Below are 15,257 nucleotides of genomic sequence, written 5' to 3' on the forward strand. Positions count from 1 at the left end.
GTCGCTGACACGTCAGACATTCACGCGCTGCGCGCCACCGTCTCCTGCGATGCAGCCGCGCCATTCGCCCAGCCGGACCGCGCGTTGGCAGCCTGAGCGCCCGCATTCGCGCGACGCTGTGTGGAAGCGGCGGCCACGACATCGACACGCGGTTGCGCCGGACGTGCGTCCGTCAATGCGCCATACAGTTTCAGATACGCATGCACCGGCTTGCGCCAGCTGAAATCGCAGCGCATCGCGTTGCGCTGTAGCGTGTGCCAGGACGATGGCCGCATGAACGCATCGAGCGCGCGTTGCAGCGCGGCCGCTACATCTTCCGGTGTTTCGCCGTCGAACAGGAAGCCTGTCGCGCCGTCTTCGGGCAGGCCGAGTTCGGGCGAACGCTCGGGCGTGTAATCGACGATCGTGTCGCGCAGCCCGCCGACGCGCGACGCCACAGGAATCGTGCCGTAGCGCATCGCGTAGAGCTGCGTGAGACCGCACGGCTCGAAGCGGCTGCCGTGCAGCAGGATGTCGGCGCCTGCGTGCAGCACGTGCGCGAGCGCTTCGTCATAGCCGATATGCACGCCGACGCGCCGCGGCCACGCGGACGCGAGATCGCGCATCGCCGCTTCCAGCGATGCGTCGCCCTTGCCGAGAATCGCCACTTGCAGGCGCGCGTGGCGCGCGAGCATCATGGGCAGCGCTTCGGCCACGACGTCGGCGAGCTTTTGCGACGTGAGACGGCTGCCGATTGCGACGAGCGGCGCGAACGGATCGACGGTCAGGCCGAACGTCTGTTGCAGATCGCGCTTGCAGGCCTGCTTGCCGCGCACGTCGTCGGCGGAGTAGGGGCGCGCGATCAGCGGATCGGTCGCGGGATTCCACGTGTTGCCGTCGATCCCGTTCGTGATGCCCGACAGCTTGTGCGCGCACGCATGCAACACGCCTTCCATCAAATGACCGAAGCGCGGCGTGAGGATTTCGCGCGCGTAGTTTTCGCTGACGGTCACGACCTGGTGCGCGTGCACGATGCCCGCCTTCATCATGCTGAGCGCGCCATAGAATTCGATGCTGCGCGGGTCCGACAGCGCGGGCGCGAGCAGTTCCGGTGGCACGCCCATCCAGCTGCCGAGCGCGAGCGGATAGTTGCCCTGGAACGCGAGGTTGTGGACCGTGAACACGCTCTTTGCTCTGACGTTCGCGAGCTTCATCAGGAGCGGCGTGAGGCCCGTGTGCCAGTCGTGCGCGTGCACGATGTCGGGCTTCTGCACGCCGCGCACGCCGCGCGCGATGCGCGTGGCCGCCGCCGACAGCGACGCGAAACGGATCGCGTTGTCGAGATAGTCGCGGCCCTGATCGTCCTGATAGAGACTGTCGCGCTTGTACAGGTTGTCCATCTGCAACAGCAGCACGGGCACATCGGTGTCGGGCATGCGCGCGCAAGAGCCGCGCGTCGCCGCCGGGCAGCCCACCGATACGGCAAATCGGCGTGACGCCTTTGGCGCGCGCGAGCGCCGACGGGTACGCAGGCAAGAGAATGGTCGAATCGACGCCCGCATCGCGCAACGCGGTGGCGTACGCACTCACCATATCGCCCAGACCGCCGGATTTCGCCAGCGGCATCGCCTCCGAGGCGACGAGAAGGACGTTCAGCGCCAAGGTTATGACTCCCGGTGAAAGAAGTAGATCGAGTGGATCGAATCAGACGCTTGAAATGCTGCCGTAAAGACTGGCGCGATCCGCGTGGCGGATCGTGTCGGCGAGAGGCGTGGGACGGGCGGCGTCGATAAGCAGCAAGCAATGTGCCATATGCGCGCGACGTCCGCGCTGACGCTTCGGCGCGGGGCGTCGCATTGCTCGGATCATTGCGTCAGGCTGTGCTGCCGTGCATGGAGCACTGTAGGGGATGAAATGCGTCAACTTGGTGAATCGATGCGTGCCGCAGGTGGGATGTAAAACACGCCTTGAAAATGGCGCTTTTTTACAGGGGCGCATGACGAGCCGCGGCAGCGCTGCGAATTTGCGGGGCGCGTTGCACCCTCGCAAATTCGCGTTCGAGACTCAGATATCGAGCCGCGAGATCTTTGCGCCTTCGAGCGATATGCCCGCCATCAGGCCGGCGTTGGTCAGCACGAACGCCTGAACGGGCGCCGTGGCCGTCGTCGAGTCGATGTTGCCATTCGCGCCCACCTTCACCAGCGCGACCGTCGCATCGCCGCCGACCGACCAGCCCTGGCTGTTGCGGAAGCGGTCGAGCGCGTCCTGCGTCATGAAGAGAAAGATCACGCCCTTCGACTGCGCGCCGATCTGCAGGCCGAACGAGCCGGCTGCCGTGCTGTAGTAGCCGACTGTCTGCCCGCCGACACGCAATGCGCCTTGCCCATACTGTCCGCCGATCCAGAAGCCCGCCTGCATGACCGACGGAAACACGAGCACGCCGCGCGCTTTCGTGACGAGTTCACGCGAGCCGTGGACGCTCGTATAGAGGCGCGACAGCGTTTCGTCGACGCTCGAATTGATCGCTCTGCGCTTGTCCGCGTTGCTGGTTGCTGTCGTGGAGTTAGAAGGCGTCGTCGTGCAGCCGGCGAGAGCCATGCTGCCGGCGGCGAGTGCGGCACCCGTGCTGAATATGAAATTTCTTCTATGCATTTGAGTTCTCCTGTCTGTCAACGCAAAGTCCGCCGGTTTGCGCCTCCCTGGGTGCATTACCGCGCCGATGAGGGTTGTGAAACCCTTGATGGGCAAGGACTAACGATATGACAGCAGTTCGCGTGCCCACTTTGCGCCCGCAACGTTCGGCGTCGCCAGCGGCGAGCGCGATGAGACCTGCATGGTATGAATGCGCTCGATAAACGGCGCGATGCGTGTACAAATTACAAGCCGTCGTTTCGCTGCGCGTTATCGGATTCGGACACGGCCTGCTTCAACAGGGCAAGCAGGCGTTGCGGCGTCAACGGCTTTGCGCAATGCGCATCGAAGCCGGCTTCGCGCGCGCGCTCGCGGTCGGACTGCGATGCGTAGCCCGTGCACGCGATCAACAGCATGTGCGAAGTCGACGGCGACGCGCGCAGACGGCGCGCCAGTTCGAGTCCGTCGACGCCCGGCATCGCGATGTCGAGCACGACGGCAAACGGCTGCCATTCGGTCGCGAATGCGCAGACTTGCCCGGCGTCATGCATCGCGCGGCATTCGAAGCCATTCGCGTACAGCAGCAGTTGCAGCGCATCGGCGGCATCCGCGTAATCGTCGACGACCAGTACGCGCCGGTGATCGGACATGTGCGTGGAAATCGGCCGCCATTGCAATACGTCATCGCTGTCGCGCGAGCTTTTTGTAGCCATCCCGTTGATCTCCCGTCACACCTCCCCAAGGCACCGAATTGAGCAAGGGCCGGACCCGAGACGCGAAGTGTTTTCAAATGCATTCAACGCCTTTAATTGACAATTACGGCGCTGGCCAGGGTTAACCAGCGGAATTAGAGCGGCGAACATAATCGCTGCACGCAAATGCAAAGGAATAAACGTAAAACGTGTTGTTTATGAGTCGGCCATCGGCTTTATTCATGCGACATAAGCGTTCATTCGGATTTATATTCTGAATGGCGCGGCAAAGCCGATTGAAACAGGGCGCCGGCAACGCGCAATGCGGCTGCCGGAATGCGTGCCTCCAATAAAACAAGCCAGCGAGGGCTTAATGAAACCATCGTCTGTTATTGGGCGGCGCGCATTCGGCATTGTCGGCGGCGCGGCGCGTCTCGCAAGTGTTGAGCTATTGCGCAAGATGCATTGCGCGAATTCGGCCGCACGTCATTTTCAGCCGCTCGATATTGCCGGCGAGCGCGCCGCGAATGACAAGCGCCGCGAGCCTTATCCGCCTGTTGTCGCTTCTGCGGAACACAAGCTGCGCACATTCGACGCGATTCGCGATTTCGAAGCGCGCGGCGTGCTGGCCGTGGCGTTGCCGTGTTTCGAGAGCCATCTGTTCATCGACGAATTGCAGGCCAATACGAGTGTCGTCGTGGTCGATATGATCGCTGCGCTCTTCGCTCATATCCGGCAGCGTTTTCCGTTCGCGCGGCGGGTCGGCGTGCTGACTTCGCCGCTGTTGTGCGAACGGCGGCTCTTCGAACGCTACGGCGAGCGCGTGCGTATAGAAGCGGTCTGTGTGGAGGTCAAGAGCGCGGGCGCGCTGCGTGACGCTTGCGATGCGTTGATTGCGCAGGGCGTCGACGTGCTGTTGCCGGCCACGACCGATAGCGCGCTATCGGTGCAAAGGCTCGGCACGCTTGCGGTACCCATCGTCGATTCATACGCGGCCTACGCGAAGCATCTGATCGCAGCCGATCATCGCAAGGCGGCGCATCAGGTCACGCTCGGCGTCGTCGGCGGAGTGGGGCCCGCCGCGACCGTCGACTTCATGCACAAGGTCGTGCGCAATACGCCGGCCGTGCGCGACCAGGACCACATCAAGATCATCGTCGAACAGAACCCGCAGATCCCCGATCGCACCGATCATCTGATGGGCAACGGCGCGGACCCGACGCTCGCGCTCTACGCGACTTGCCGAAAACTCGAAGACGGCGGCGCCGATGTGATCGCCATTCCTTGCAATACCGCGCATGCATTCATCGCGCCGATCGAAGCGCGCTTGCGCGTGCCCATCGTCAGCATGATGAGCGTGACGGCCGATCATCTGCGTGCGACGTTTCCCGCCGTCGAACGTGTCGGGCTGCTCGCCACCGATGGCACGCTTGCTAGCGGCGTGTATCGAGTCGCGCTCGAAGCACGCGGACTGACGCAGGTCTTGCCGTCCGCCGCCATGCAGGCACGGGTGACGAAGGCAATCTACGGGACGCGCGGCGTGAAAGCGGGCTTCACGAGCGGCGAATGCGTCGACGACATCATTGCCGCCATCGAGAGCCTGCTGTTGCAGGAAGTCGAAGTCATTCTGCTGGCGTGCACGGAATTGCCGCTGCTCTTTCCGCAAGCGGCCACGGTTTCGCGCAGAGGCCGCACCGCGCACCTCGTCGATCCGACCGACGTGCTGGCGAAATGCTGTGTCGAGTTCGCTTTAGGCAAGCCGGTCGCAAAGCAGGCGAGAGCGCCGCTGGAAAGCGTGCCCGTCGAATATGCCGCATTAGCCGCGCGAGTCGAAAAAGGCGTGGCACTTAATGCCGGAGTTCTTTGAAGCGCAATTGTGCCGTGACTCGCGTATTTCACTTCCTTTCCGGCGACTTTCCATAAAAAGAACCGGTCGAATTGTTAACTCATTCTTTGCTAACGTTTCACAATAATTTCTTCATCCGACTTCAGACTGCCTCTTCTTGCACGCCTTGCACGCGTAGGGCAGCAGAACACAGCAGCGCAAGCTTGACCCCGGCATCGTTCGCGTGCCGGGGCTTTTTTTTGCATTGTCGCTTGCTCGCAGATGCAACGGATTCAGATGAGCGGCAGCGTCTGACGTTGCAGCGTGGGCTTCATGATCGGCGTGAGCGCGTCGAAGATGCGCTTGCCTTGCTCTTCATCGATCAGGCTGCCGAGCAGCGCGCGAAAGCGCGGCTCTTCGACACCCGACACGATGTATTGCCAACGATACGCGTCGAGCATCGCCGCCTCCACGTCCGCGATTTCGGCGTGCATCAGCGTGCGGTCCACATGCTCGCAGAAGTACGCGGCATCTTCTTTCGCCTGAATCTGCACGAGCCCATCGACGCCCGCCACCAGTGCGATCAGATCGCCGACAGCGGCGTCGCGCTCTGGCTTGCCGAGCTTCGCGTCCTCGCGCATCCATTCGAGTTCGTCGATGATCGCGTGCTGCGACTCTTCCTTCCAGTGATACATGAAGACGTCCTTGAAGAGCGGCGACAGACTGTCGTCGGCTTCGATGCTCTGCCGGTAATGCACCTGCGAGAAGATTTCGATGTGGCACGTCAGCGCGAGAATCGACCATGTCGATTTGCCGAGCACGAAGGAAGCGACATCGTCGGCATCGGGCAGGAAACGATAACCGGCGGGCATGTCCGCGCCCGCGAGCAATTCCATGCGGCGGAACAGTTCCTGATGCTTCAGTTCTTCGTCGGTGAGACGCACGATCGCTTCGAGCGCGATCTGGTCGCCTAGCGCGTGATCGCGTCCGAGTTCGAGCATCTTCGCACCGATGAAGCGTTCGACGAGCCGGAACATATTGGCGTAAGTACGTCCCTGCACCTGCGACCAGAAACGGCGTTCGGCTTCATTCAGGAACGGCAGGCGATAGGCCTGGGACAGACCGTCCGGCAAGAACTTCTGAGTGGTATCGAGCGTGCGTCCGCGTATCACGTCGTTGTCGATGTCCCAGCGGATGCGCTTGGACACTTCGACGCATTTTGCGTAGCGATGAGAAGGCAGTGAATACTCTACAGCTTGCATCTTCGAACTCCTGTCGGCCCCGGCGCTGAAGCTAAGCGGGCTGTGCTTGCGATGAGGCAGTTGCGGGATTGCAGTGGGGATGGCGCCGGAAAGAGAACGATGCAGGAAGGCGCCGACTCAAAGCGCTGCGCCGCGGCCAGGTGCGTATTGTGTGTCGTGACGTATCGCTCAGGAACGCATTCTGTTGACGGGCGTCGCAGCGGACATGAGACGCGCGTCCCGGTGTGGCCGAAGAGCACTGCAACAACGCGGAAAAAAGCCGGGACAGACGCCCCGATGCGCGCCCTGACGTGCGCCGCGCAAAGCGGCGCATGAGCGTCACGTGATCGTTTTACGTGATCGTTTTGTGTGATCGTTTTACGTGATCGTCACGCAGCGGGCGCGTCGAAGCCTGCCTTGCGCGCCATCACGATCGCCTGCGCGCGGCTTTCCACTTCGAGCTTCGAGAAGATGCTCGTGATGTGATTGCGTACTGTCTTCTCGGAGAGGCCGAGTCGCGCGGCGATTTGCGCATTGTCGCGGCCGCCCGCGATCAGTTCGACGATCTCGCGCTCGCGCCGCGTGAGCGATGAGAACACCGGGTCGGCGGCATTCGCGGGCGGAAGGAACGCGCGCACTTCATCGCGCCAGCGCTGCCACGCGGGCTCGCTATCGAGCGTCAGATGGTTGTCGCTTTCGAGCGGCACGAAGCGCGCGCCCGGAATCATGCTGGCAAGCAGGCGGCTTTCTTCGAACGGCACGCGCGCATCGCGCACCGCATGCATGACGAGCGTCGGACACTGCACGTGCGGCAGCAGATCCACGACGTCGATGCTATTAAATACGCGCATGATGCGCGCGGCGTTTTGCGGCGTGGTCGAAATGCGTTCGAGTTCGTTGAACCAGCGATGCTGCTCGGCGCTGCCGCCCGGAATGAACTGCGTCGTGAAGAACTGGCGAAACGCGGGATTGTGCTGGCCCCAGCCGATCTCGGCGAGCTTGATCAGCGTCTCGGCTTCTTCGCGCGCCTGCTCGGTGCGCGAACGGACGAGCCTTCCGCGTGCATAGCCGCCGTGGAGGATCAGATGCGATACGCGCGCGGGGAACGCAACGGCATACGTGATCGCAATCGATGCGCCCTGCGAAATGCCGAGCAGCACAAAGCGATCGGCGCCGCTCGCATCGATGACGGAGACGAGATCGTGCTTCCACGCATCGAACGAGATATCCGCGACGTCATGATCGGACAGACCACAGCCGCGCTGGTCGTAGCGGATCAGCGTGTGTTCGCGACACAGCTCCGCAATCATGTGATGCCAGACGGGACTGTCGAGATCGAATTCCAGATGGCTCAGCCAGTTTGCGGCCTTGACGATGGGCGGTCCCTTGCCTGTCGTCGCATACGCGATGCGCACGCCGTCGCGGGCCGTGCACAGCCGTATCTGTTGCCTGCAATGCGGGGCGGACGCGGGCATGGGCCTCCCGGCAGCGAATGACGAAAGCTTGCGGACAATGCAACGCGCGCTTTCATTCAGCTTATCACCGCAGGGATTTTTTGCCGCATGAACATGCGGGCAAACGACGTCTCATCGTTAGAAATACGCTGAACGTATGAAGCGCGTGACGCGTTGCCCAGCCACATGAATGAGCTGAACGACGGGCGGCCCGTTCACGCGCCGATACTGCGAGCCGACTTCTCGACGAGCGGCGAGGCCATCGCGCAGGCGGCCTGCACGCATTGATTGACGAGATCGCCGAATGCGTTCGCGTTGTGCGTGCCGTTCAGCGCGCCCACTTCATCGACGCGCGCCGATTGTCCGCCGATACCGACGATCAGTTGCGCGCCGGGCACGCGCTCGCGAATGCGCCGCAACAGATTGCGCAGATAGGGCGGCGCTTCGGGCGCATCGAGCGTGATCACGCAGATGATCGCCGCACCCTCGATGCCGAGCGTATCCGCGTGGCCGCGCCTGAAGTGCGCGTAGTTCGTCACGACGGGCGCGAAGCCTCGGCGCGTCAGCAATTGCAGCGCGATGGCCGTCGTGACTTCGTCGAATGCGCCGCGGCCCGCCACGCACACGACGCGTTGCGCGGCGGCGTCTTCGGGCAGCACGGCGGGCAGCGCATCGAGCGCATTCGGGTCGGGCTTGTGCTCCGGCAAGCCTTCGAACTGCTCGAGGTTCTCGACGATATCGACGAGCGTCTCGTTCATTCGCGCGAGCTGCTCGGGCGCGAACACGCCGCGCAGCGCATCGTTGCGCGCGAGCCGCAAGCCTTCGCGCGCGACGTCGTCGTAGTAGCGCGTGAGGGGCATCTCTTTCAGGAAGCGGTCGGCCTGCACGATTGCTTCGTGCGGATCGTCGGCGAGCAGCCGCTGATAGAAATTCTGCGCGGGCGTGAGTGCGGGCTGATCGCCGAGCAGCACCGTCAGGAACTTCAGACGCTCCGCATAGCGGCCCAGCGTGACGAGGCACAACGTGAGAGGCGTCGACAGCACGAGGCCGATGGGCCCCCACAGCCAGCTCCAGAAAATCGCCGCGACGACGACGGCAAGCGGCGAAAGTCCCGAGCTATGCCCATACAGCAGCGGCTCGACGACCTGCCCGGCGATGACATCGATGGAGACGAACAGCACGAGCGTCCACACGGCCATCGTCCATTGCGGCTGGATCGCGGCCGCGAGAATCACGGCGAGCAGCCCCGCGATCCATGTGCCGATATACGGCACGAAACGCAACAGCGCAGTCAGCACGCCGAACAGCAGCGCGCCCGGCACGCCGATGATCGCGAGTCCGATCGCGATCGTCGCGCCCGCGCCGAGATTCACGCCCAGTTGCGCGACGAAGTAGCGCGACAGACGGCTCGCGGCATCGTTGATCGCAGTGGTCGTGCGATGCAGATCGCGCGCGCCGAACAGGCGTATCAGCCGGTCGCGCAGATCCTCGCGCTGCAACAGGATGAAGATCGTCACGACGAGCACGATGAACATCGTCTCGAGCGGCCCGACGACCGGCGAGAACACGCGCTGCGCGACCTCCAGCGGCGACGGAATCGGCTCGTGGACTTCGACGGGCAGCGGCGCCGCGACGGTCGGCTTCTGCGAGCGGCCCGGTTCGTGAGGCGGCGCAGGACGGTCGGGCGTGACGCGCGCGAGCGCGGAGGCGGCGCGCGAGAGGAGCGCATCGGCGCGTCCGACCGTTTTCTCCTGCACGGTCTCGACCTTGCGCTCAATGGCCGCCTGATATTGCGGCAGCGAGCTCGCGAGCTGCGCGACCTGCGCGCCGATCAGCGTGCTGACGGCAAGCAGCGTGACGAGAGCCGTGAGCACCGCGACGAAGATCGACGGCAACTGTCCGAAATGAAACCGGCGCAGCAGGCCGACGAGCGGCGCGAGCAAAAAGCTCAGCAGCACCGCGAGCGTGATGGGGATCAGCACCTCGCGCGCGAAGTACAGCCCGCATACGACGACCACGAACGTAATCACCGACGTGAGGCCATGCAGCCCCGGCGTTCCCGATGGATAGACCCGGTTGCCGGAAGGCCGTTGCGGGGTGAGGGGCAGTTTCATGACGTCGTCGAAAGAGGGCGCGGCGACCGGCCCGCAGCAGATTTGTCCCGTGGGACAGGACGCGTTTGCAAGGCGATGCGCGAGCGCGGTATGCGGCACAGCTTCACCGTCCACGCAATCGATGCGCGGCGGCAGCTTGCCTGGGCTTTGCCTGACACGGTTGTTCTCGGCATGTTCGTCTGTCGGCGGGTGACGCGCGCCATTGGCGGGTCTGCAACGTGAAGCAAGAGGCAGGCCGGGCGGAAAAGTGTGTCCGGTGCGCATTCGCCGACTACTGCAGTTTATCAATTGCGCGGCCGGCTTTTGTCTGACGTAGAGAATTGTTGTGTCGGCATAATGCCGGAATTGGCCTGGTGGAATTAACGTTCCGTCGATTGCACATCGAGCCATTTACGCAAGGAGTCACATCGAAAATGCGCCGCGCAACCGAAATCGACATCGCGCTCAACGCGCGACCCGACGGCATGCCGTTGCAGCGCTGGCTATACGGCGAACTGCGCGCGGCGATCCTGGACGGGCGGCTTGCACCTGGCGCGCGCCTGCCCGCGACCCGCGACCTGGCCGCGCGTCATCGCGTGTCGCGCGGCACGGTGCTGGGCGTGTTCGCGCAACTGGCAGCCGAGGGTTATCTGTCGGGAGCCGTCGGGCGCGGCAGTTTCGTCGCGAGCGAACTGCCGGATGTGCGGCTCGAGTCCGCGCCGGTGTCGGTTTCGGCGTCGGCATCGGCTAACGCGCGGGCTGTTCGTCGGGCGGCGAGCGTCGGCCCGTCTGCTGATGGCGGCAGCACTGCAGGCATCGGGTTGTCCGCGCGTGGACGGCTGCTCGCGCGCAGCATGTTTGCCGTCGAGGGGCGCTCGTTTCCGTCGCGTGCGTTTCGTCCGAGCCAGCCCGATTTGCAGGCGTTTCCGTTCGCGCTGTGGGCGCGTGTCGCCGCGCGCCGCTCGCGCCAGTCGAACCGCTCGATGCTCGCGGACGGCGAGGCGCAAGGCTATGCGCCGCTGCGCGAGGCGATTGCCGCGCACGTGCGCGTGACGCGCGGCATCGCGTGCTCGGCGGATCATATTGCGATCGTCGGCAGCGTGCAGCAGGTGCTCGATCTGTCGGCGCGGTTATGGCTCGATCCCGGCGATACGGTGTGGCTCGAAGACCCTGGCTATCCCGGCGCGCGTCTGCTGTTCGAAGCGGCGGGCGCGCGCATCGCCGCCGTGCCCGTCGATACGAACGGCATCGATGTCGCGGCGGGCCGTCAACTCGCGCCGCACGCGCGGCTCGCTTACGTCACGGCGGGGCGGCAGGCGCCGCTCGGTCCCGCGCTTTCTTTGGAGCGGCGGCTCGCGCTGCTCGACTGGGCGCACACGCATCGCGCGCTCGTCATCGAGGACGACTACGACAGCGAATATCGCTTCGAAGGGCGTCCGCTTGCCGCGCTCAAAAGTCTCGACAACGCGGATCATGTGATCTATTGCGGCACGTTCAGCAAGCTGCTGTTCCCCGCGCTGCGCATCGCGTATGCGGTGCTGCCCGAGCGTCTCGTCGAGCCGTTCGTCGCGGCGCTGTCGCTGACGAGCCGTCATGTGCCGCTCGATCAGCAGGCGACGCTGCACGCGTTCATCGCCGAGGGACACGCGGGCCGGCATGTGCGCCGCATGCGCGAGCTGTATGGCGAGCGTGCCGGGGCGCTGCGCGAAGCGGCGCGCCGGCATTGGACGGGCCTGCTTGCCCTGCCGCCCATCGTCGCGGGACTCGATGCGCCCGCGTTCCTGCCCCCAGGCGCCGACGATGCGCTCGCCGCCCGTCTTGCCGCCGCAGCGGGCATCGAGACGCGAGCGTTGTCGTCGTACTCGGTGCAGCGCGAAGCGCCTGCGGGTCTCGTGCTGGGCTTCGCGGGCATCGGCGTGCAAGAGATCGACGCGGGGGCGAGAACGCTTGCGCGCGTGTTGCAGCGGATGCTGTACCTCACGTGAAGCGCGAGCGCGTGAGCGCGTGTACCCCGTTCAGGGCGGCAGCACGAGCGGCGCGCAATCCGAATCGGTGACGAACCCGGCGAGCAGTTTTGCGGAGCGAGCGAGCAGCGACAGCGTGGCGAGCGTCCGCGCATGCCGCACATCGCGATGAGCCTGCCGCGCGGCGTTCATCGCTCGACGCCCGCAATCGGACGCCGCCAGTTCGCCGACCAGCCGAGTTCGCGCTTCGCCTTTTCCGTCGACACGACGGGATTGTCTTCGGCGATGTTGAATGCGCCGCGTGTGCCGCGTTGCAATGCGAGCAGCGCGGCGAACGCCGCAGCGTCGACGTGCAGCGGGCTCGCGCCGTGCGCGTGATCGAAGCCCGTCCCCGGTCCATACAGTTGCCCATAGCGCAGCACGGCGCCGGCGAGCGGCGCCTCCAGCACCTGCGTTTCGAGCGACACGACCCCGCGCACGGTGACGAGCCGGCTGCCTTCGGAATGTGTGTCGAGTGGCTGTGTTTCGTCGTAGGGCTGCGCGCCTTCGCGATAAGCCCACGCGATGCTCTGCGCGATGAACTGCGTGCTGCCCGCCGCCAACGCCGCCGCCAGCAGATTGCGTGTGCCTTCGTCGCGAATCCGCGCATTGCCCGCGAGCGCGTTCGCCATCTTCGAAGGATCGAGCGCGGGTGGCAGGTCGGTCAGCTGATGGATCACACACGCGGGCTGGATGCGCATCAGCGCTTCGCCGAGCGCATGCGCATCGAACACGTCGACGATGACGGGTACTGCGCCTGTCTGTTCGAGCCGCGCCGCGCGTTCGGGGCGGCGCGTGCTGCCATAGACGGTATAGCCCGCATCGACGAGCAGAGGCACGAGCGCGCTGCCGACGGCACCCGTCGCGCCCGCAAGAAAGACTTTCATGTTCATCCGATGATCTCCGTATAGGTGGGCTTCGCAGCCCGTCACACGGAGATTACCGATCGTAATGGCCTGTAGAAAGAGCCATTATCGAGAGAATGATTGAGCCAATTTCGGTCGGACGCGCGCGACGAAAATGCATCGGGCGTCGCGCAGCCGATGCATCGCATGCCGTTTCAGAACTTGTGGCGAATGCCGAGGTTGACCATCTCCTGGTGGCTCGTGCCTGCATAGCCATACGAGCCGATCGATGCCTGCGCGTCGGTGATCGTGTTGGTGGTGGCGTCGCGCGTCTGGCCGCTCGCATGCTGAAACGCCGCCGTCATGTAGGGGTCGGTGCGCTTCGACGCCTATTGTTTTTCTCTGGCGCAACTTACTGTGAGATGAGACGCGCAATTGCGGTGCATCGCCATCCAATGCGGAATATTGCGGAAACAACGATAGTCCATTTCCTGTTGCGACGTTTTTTGTTTCGCGCAATGCTCTAGACTTAGCGGTGTTTTATCCTGTCTGCACGCAAGCAGACAACCACGCTTCAACGCGGCCTTGGCCGCGTTTTTTTTGCGCGCGAGACTTCAACCCTGATCGCCGCCGCCCACGGGCAACACGGTGCCTGTGATGTACGACGCTTCGTCGGATGCGAGAAAGAGAATCGCGCCCACCTGTTCGTCGATCGTTCCATAGCGATGCATGAGGCTCGTCGCTTTCGTCTGGTCGACGATGGCCTGATACCAGAGCGCTTCCTGTTCCGTCTGCTTATCGGTGTTGCGCGGCACGCGCCGCACGGGCGCTTCTGTTCCGCCTGTCGCGACTGCGTTGACGCGTATGCCGTCGGCGGCGTGCTCGAATGCGAGACTCGCGGTCAGCGCATTCACGCCGCCTTTCGATGCCGCATAGGGCACGCGATTGATGCTGCGCGTCGCAATCGACGAGACGTTGACGATCGCGCCACGCTTGCGCTCGATCATCGAAGGCAGCACCGCGCGACAGCACCAGAGCGTCGGAAAGAGCGAGCGCCGCACTTCCGCTTCGATCTGCGCTTCTTCGTATTCCTGATACGGCTTCGCCCAGATCGTCCCGCCGACGTTGTTGATCAGCACATCGATGCGGCCGAATGTGCCGAGCGCCGCGTCCGCCAGCTTGCATGCGCCCGCATACGTTTCCAGATCGGCGATGACGGTGATGCAGCGCGCGCCCGGCGCCGAGATTTCGGCCGCCACGTCATGCACGAAATCCGAGCGGTCGCATAGCACGAGCGTCGCACCCTGGCTTGCCGCCGCGATGGCGACGCCGCGCCCGATACCTTGCGCCGCGCCCGTCACGACGACGACTTTTCCTTCGAAGCGTTGGTTCATGATCGTCAGGCCGCGTTGGTGGCAGAGAACTTTTCATAGTGGAAGCTCGCGGGCGTCACGCCGATTTCGCCGAGCCAGCCGCGTACCGCATCCACCATCGCGACGGGTCCGCACAGGTACACATCGACGTCGCCGCCGTTGAGCCATTCAGGCTCGACGTGCGCCGTCACATAGCCCTTCAGCGGATGACTGCTCGACGAATCGGCGACACAGGTGCGGTACTCGAAGGCTTGCAGCTTGCCTCGCGCGGCATCGAGTTGCGGGAGCGCGACGAGATCGATGTCGTTGGTCACGCCGTACACCATCCGCACCGGCTGCTTCACCGCGTCATTTGCAACCTTTTTCGCGGCCAGCACGTCGAGCATCGACAGGAACGGGGCGATGCCCGTGCCGCCTGCGAGAAAGAGCACGGGGCGGGCCGCTTCGCGTAGATAGAACGCGCCGTATGGCCCCGAAAACGCCACGCGTTGACCGGGTTGCGCGTGGCTGCTCAGATACGTGCTCATCTTGCCTTCAGGCACGTTGCGCACGACGAACGACACGCGCGATTCGCCCGGCGCGGAGCTGAACGAATACGAGCGCGACAGCTCGCTGCCAGGCACTTCGACGTTCACATACTGGCCCGCGAGAAACGACAGCTGGTCGGGTGCATCGACGTCGATCGAAAATTCGATCGTCGAATCGGAGAGCTTGTGTACGCTCGCAAGCGTGCCTTCGTGACGCGCGACGCCTGTCTTGCACGCAGCCGACGAAGCGGGCACGCGGATCACGCAGTCGGAGCGCGGGCGCGTCTGGCAGGCGAGCACATAGCCTTTCGCGGCCTCTTCGGGCGTCAGTGCATCTTCGATATAGCTCGATTCCGGCAGGTCATACGAGCCCGATTCGCAAAAGCCGCGGCACGTCCCGCATGCGCCGTCGCGGCAATCGAGCGGAATGTTGATCTTCTGCCGATAGGCAGCATCCGACAGCGTTTCGTTATCGCGGCACGTGATGAAACGCGTGACGCCGTCTTCGAACTGAAGTGCAATGCGATGTTCCATGGACTGCTCCTGACTTTCCTGTGCTGCTCGCGTCTTGGGGTCGACTCGTGGCGGACCGTG

Annotated in this window: 11 protein-coding genes and 2 pseudogenes; 2 read left to right on the forward strand and 11 right to left on the reverse strand. The window is 64.1% G+C overall.

Annotated features, from left to right (window positions below):
- Positions 1 to 20 precede the first annotated feature (20 nt).
- From glgA to VSR68_RS19605, 3 genes and pseudogenes are all read right to left on the reverse strand, one after another.
- Positions 21 to 1,605: pseudogene (gene glgA, locus VSR68_RS19595) on the reverse strand (glycogen synthase GlgA).
- A 438-nt stretch (positions 1,606 to 2,043) separates the two neighbouring features.
- Positions 2,044 to 2,631, reverse strand: coding sequence for a BPSL1445 family SYLF domain-containing lipoprotein (locus VSR68_RS19600; protein WP_342941415.1), 588 nt, complete (start codon positions 2,629 to 2,631; stop codon positions 2,044 to 2,046).
- A gap of 224 nt (positions 2,632 to 2,855) precedes the next feature.
- The gene (locus VSR68_RS19605; RefSeq protein WP_342941416.1) at positions 2,856 to 3,323 is read right to left on the reverse strand and encodes a response regulator; all 468 of its coding nucleotides are present in this window, start codon (positions 3,321 to 3,323) and stop codon (positions 2,856 to 2,858) included.
- Positions 3,324 to 3,675: 352 nt separating this feature from the next.
- Between VSR68_RS19605 and VSR68_RS19610 the strand changes: the two genes are divergently transcribed.
- The gene (locus VSR68_RS19610; protein ID WP_342941417.1) at positions 3,676 to 5,169 is read left to right on the forward strand and encodes an amino acid racemase; all 1,494 of its coding nucleotides are present in this window, start codon (positions 3,676 to 3,678) and stop codon (positions 5,167 to 5,169) included.
- Positions 5,170 to 5,420: 251 nt separating this feature from the next.
- On the opposite strand, the gene VSR68_RS19615 is transcribed toward VSR68_RS19610, so the two are convergent.
- The 3 genes from VSR68_RS19615 to VSR68_RS19625 form a co-directional block, all read right to left on the reverse strand.
- Positions 5,421 to 6,389 (reverse strand): hypothetical protein, encoded by a 969-nt coding sequence (locus VSR68_RS19615; protein ID WP_342941418.1) that lies wholly within the window; start codon positions 6,387 to 6,389, stop codon positions 5,421 to 5,423.
- A gap of 368 nt (positions 6,390 to 6,757) precedes the next feature.
- Positions 6,758 to 7,843 carry an alpha/beta fold hydrolase gene (locus tag VSR68_RS19620; RefSeq protein ID WP_342941419.1) on the reverse strand — a complete coding sequence of 362 codons (1,086 nt, stop codon included), beginning with the start codon at positions 7,841 to 7,843 and terminating at the stop codon, positions 6,758 to 6,760.
- A 194-nt stretch (positions 7,844 to 8,037) separates the two neighbouring features.
- Positions 8,038 to 9,936, reverse strand: coding sequence for an AI-2E family transporter (locus tag VSR68_RS19625; RefSeq protein ID WP_342941420.1), 1,899 nt, complete (start codon positions 9,934 to 9,936; stop codon positions 8,038 to 8,040).
- A gap of 413 nt (positions 9,937 to 10,349) precedes the next feature.
- Here VSR68_RS19625 and VSR68_RS19630 point away from each other — a divergent pair, with 413 nt between their 5' ends.
- Positions 10,350 to 11,900 carry a PLP-dependent aminotransferase family protein gene (locus VSR68_RS19630; protein WP_342941421.1) on the forward strand — a complete coding sequence of 517 codons (1,551 nt, stop codon included), beginning with the start codon at positions 10,350 to 10,352 and terminating at the stop codon, positions 11,898 to 11,900.
- A 30-nt stretch (positions 11,901 to 11,930) separates the two neighbouring features.
- Here VSR68_RS19630 and VSR68_RS19635 read toward each other — a convergent pair whose 3' ends face one another.
- From VSR68_RS19635 to benC, 5 genes and pseudogenes are all read right to left on the reverse strand, one after another.
- The gene (locus VSR68_RS19635; protein ID WP_342941422.1) at positions 11,931 to 12,071 is read right to left on the reverse strand and encodes a hypothetical protein; all 141 of its coding nucleotides are present in this window, start codon (positions 12,069 to 12,071) and stop codon (positions 11,931 to 11,933) included.
- Complete coding sequence (locus VSR68_RS19640; protein WP_342941423.1) at positions 12,068 to 12,811, reverse strand: NAD(P)-dependent oxidoreductase; 744 nt, start codon at positions 12,809 to 12,811, stop codon at positions 12,068 to 12,070. Before VSR68_RS19640 ends, VSR68_RS19635 begins: the two co-directional genes overlap by 4 nt.
- Positions 12,812 to 12,978: 167 nt before the next feature.
- Positions 12,979 to 13,149, reverse strand: a pseudogene (locus tag VSR68_RS19645) (porin); the annotation flags it as partial.
- 228 nt (positions 13,150 to 13,377) lie between these two features.
- Positions 13,378 to 14,157 (reverse strand): 1,6-dihydroxycyclohexa-2,4-diene-1-carboxylate dehydrogenase, encoded by a 780-nt coding sequence (locus VSR68_RS19650; protein WP_342941424.1) that lies wholly within the window; start codon positions 14,155 to 14,157, stop codon positions 13,378 to 13,380.
- Positions 14,158 to 14,162: 5 nt separating this feature from the next.
- On the reverse strand, positions 14,163 to 15,197 hold the full coding sequence (gene benC, locus VSR68_RS19655; protein ID WP_342941425.1) for a benzoate 1,2-dioxygenase electron transfer component BenC: 1,035 nt from the start codon (positions 15,195 to 15,197) through the stop codon (positions 14,163 to 14,165).
- Between the last annotated feature and the right edge of the window lie 60 nt (positions 15,198 to 15,257).

Source organism: Paraburkholderia phymatum, from assembly GCF_038900715.1.
Lineage (GTDB): Bacteria > Pseudomonadota > Gammaproteobacteria > Burkholderiales > Burkholderiaceae > Paraburkholderia > Paraburkholderia phymatum_A.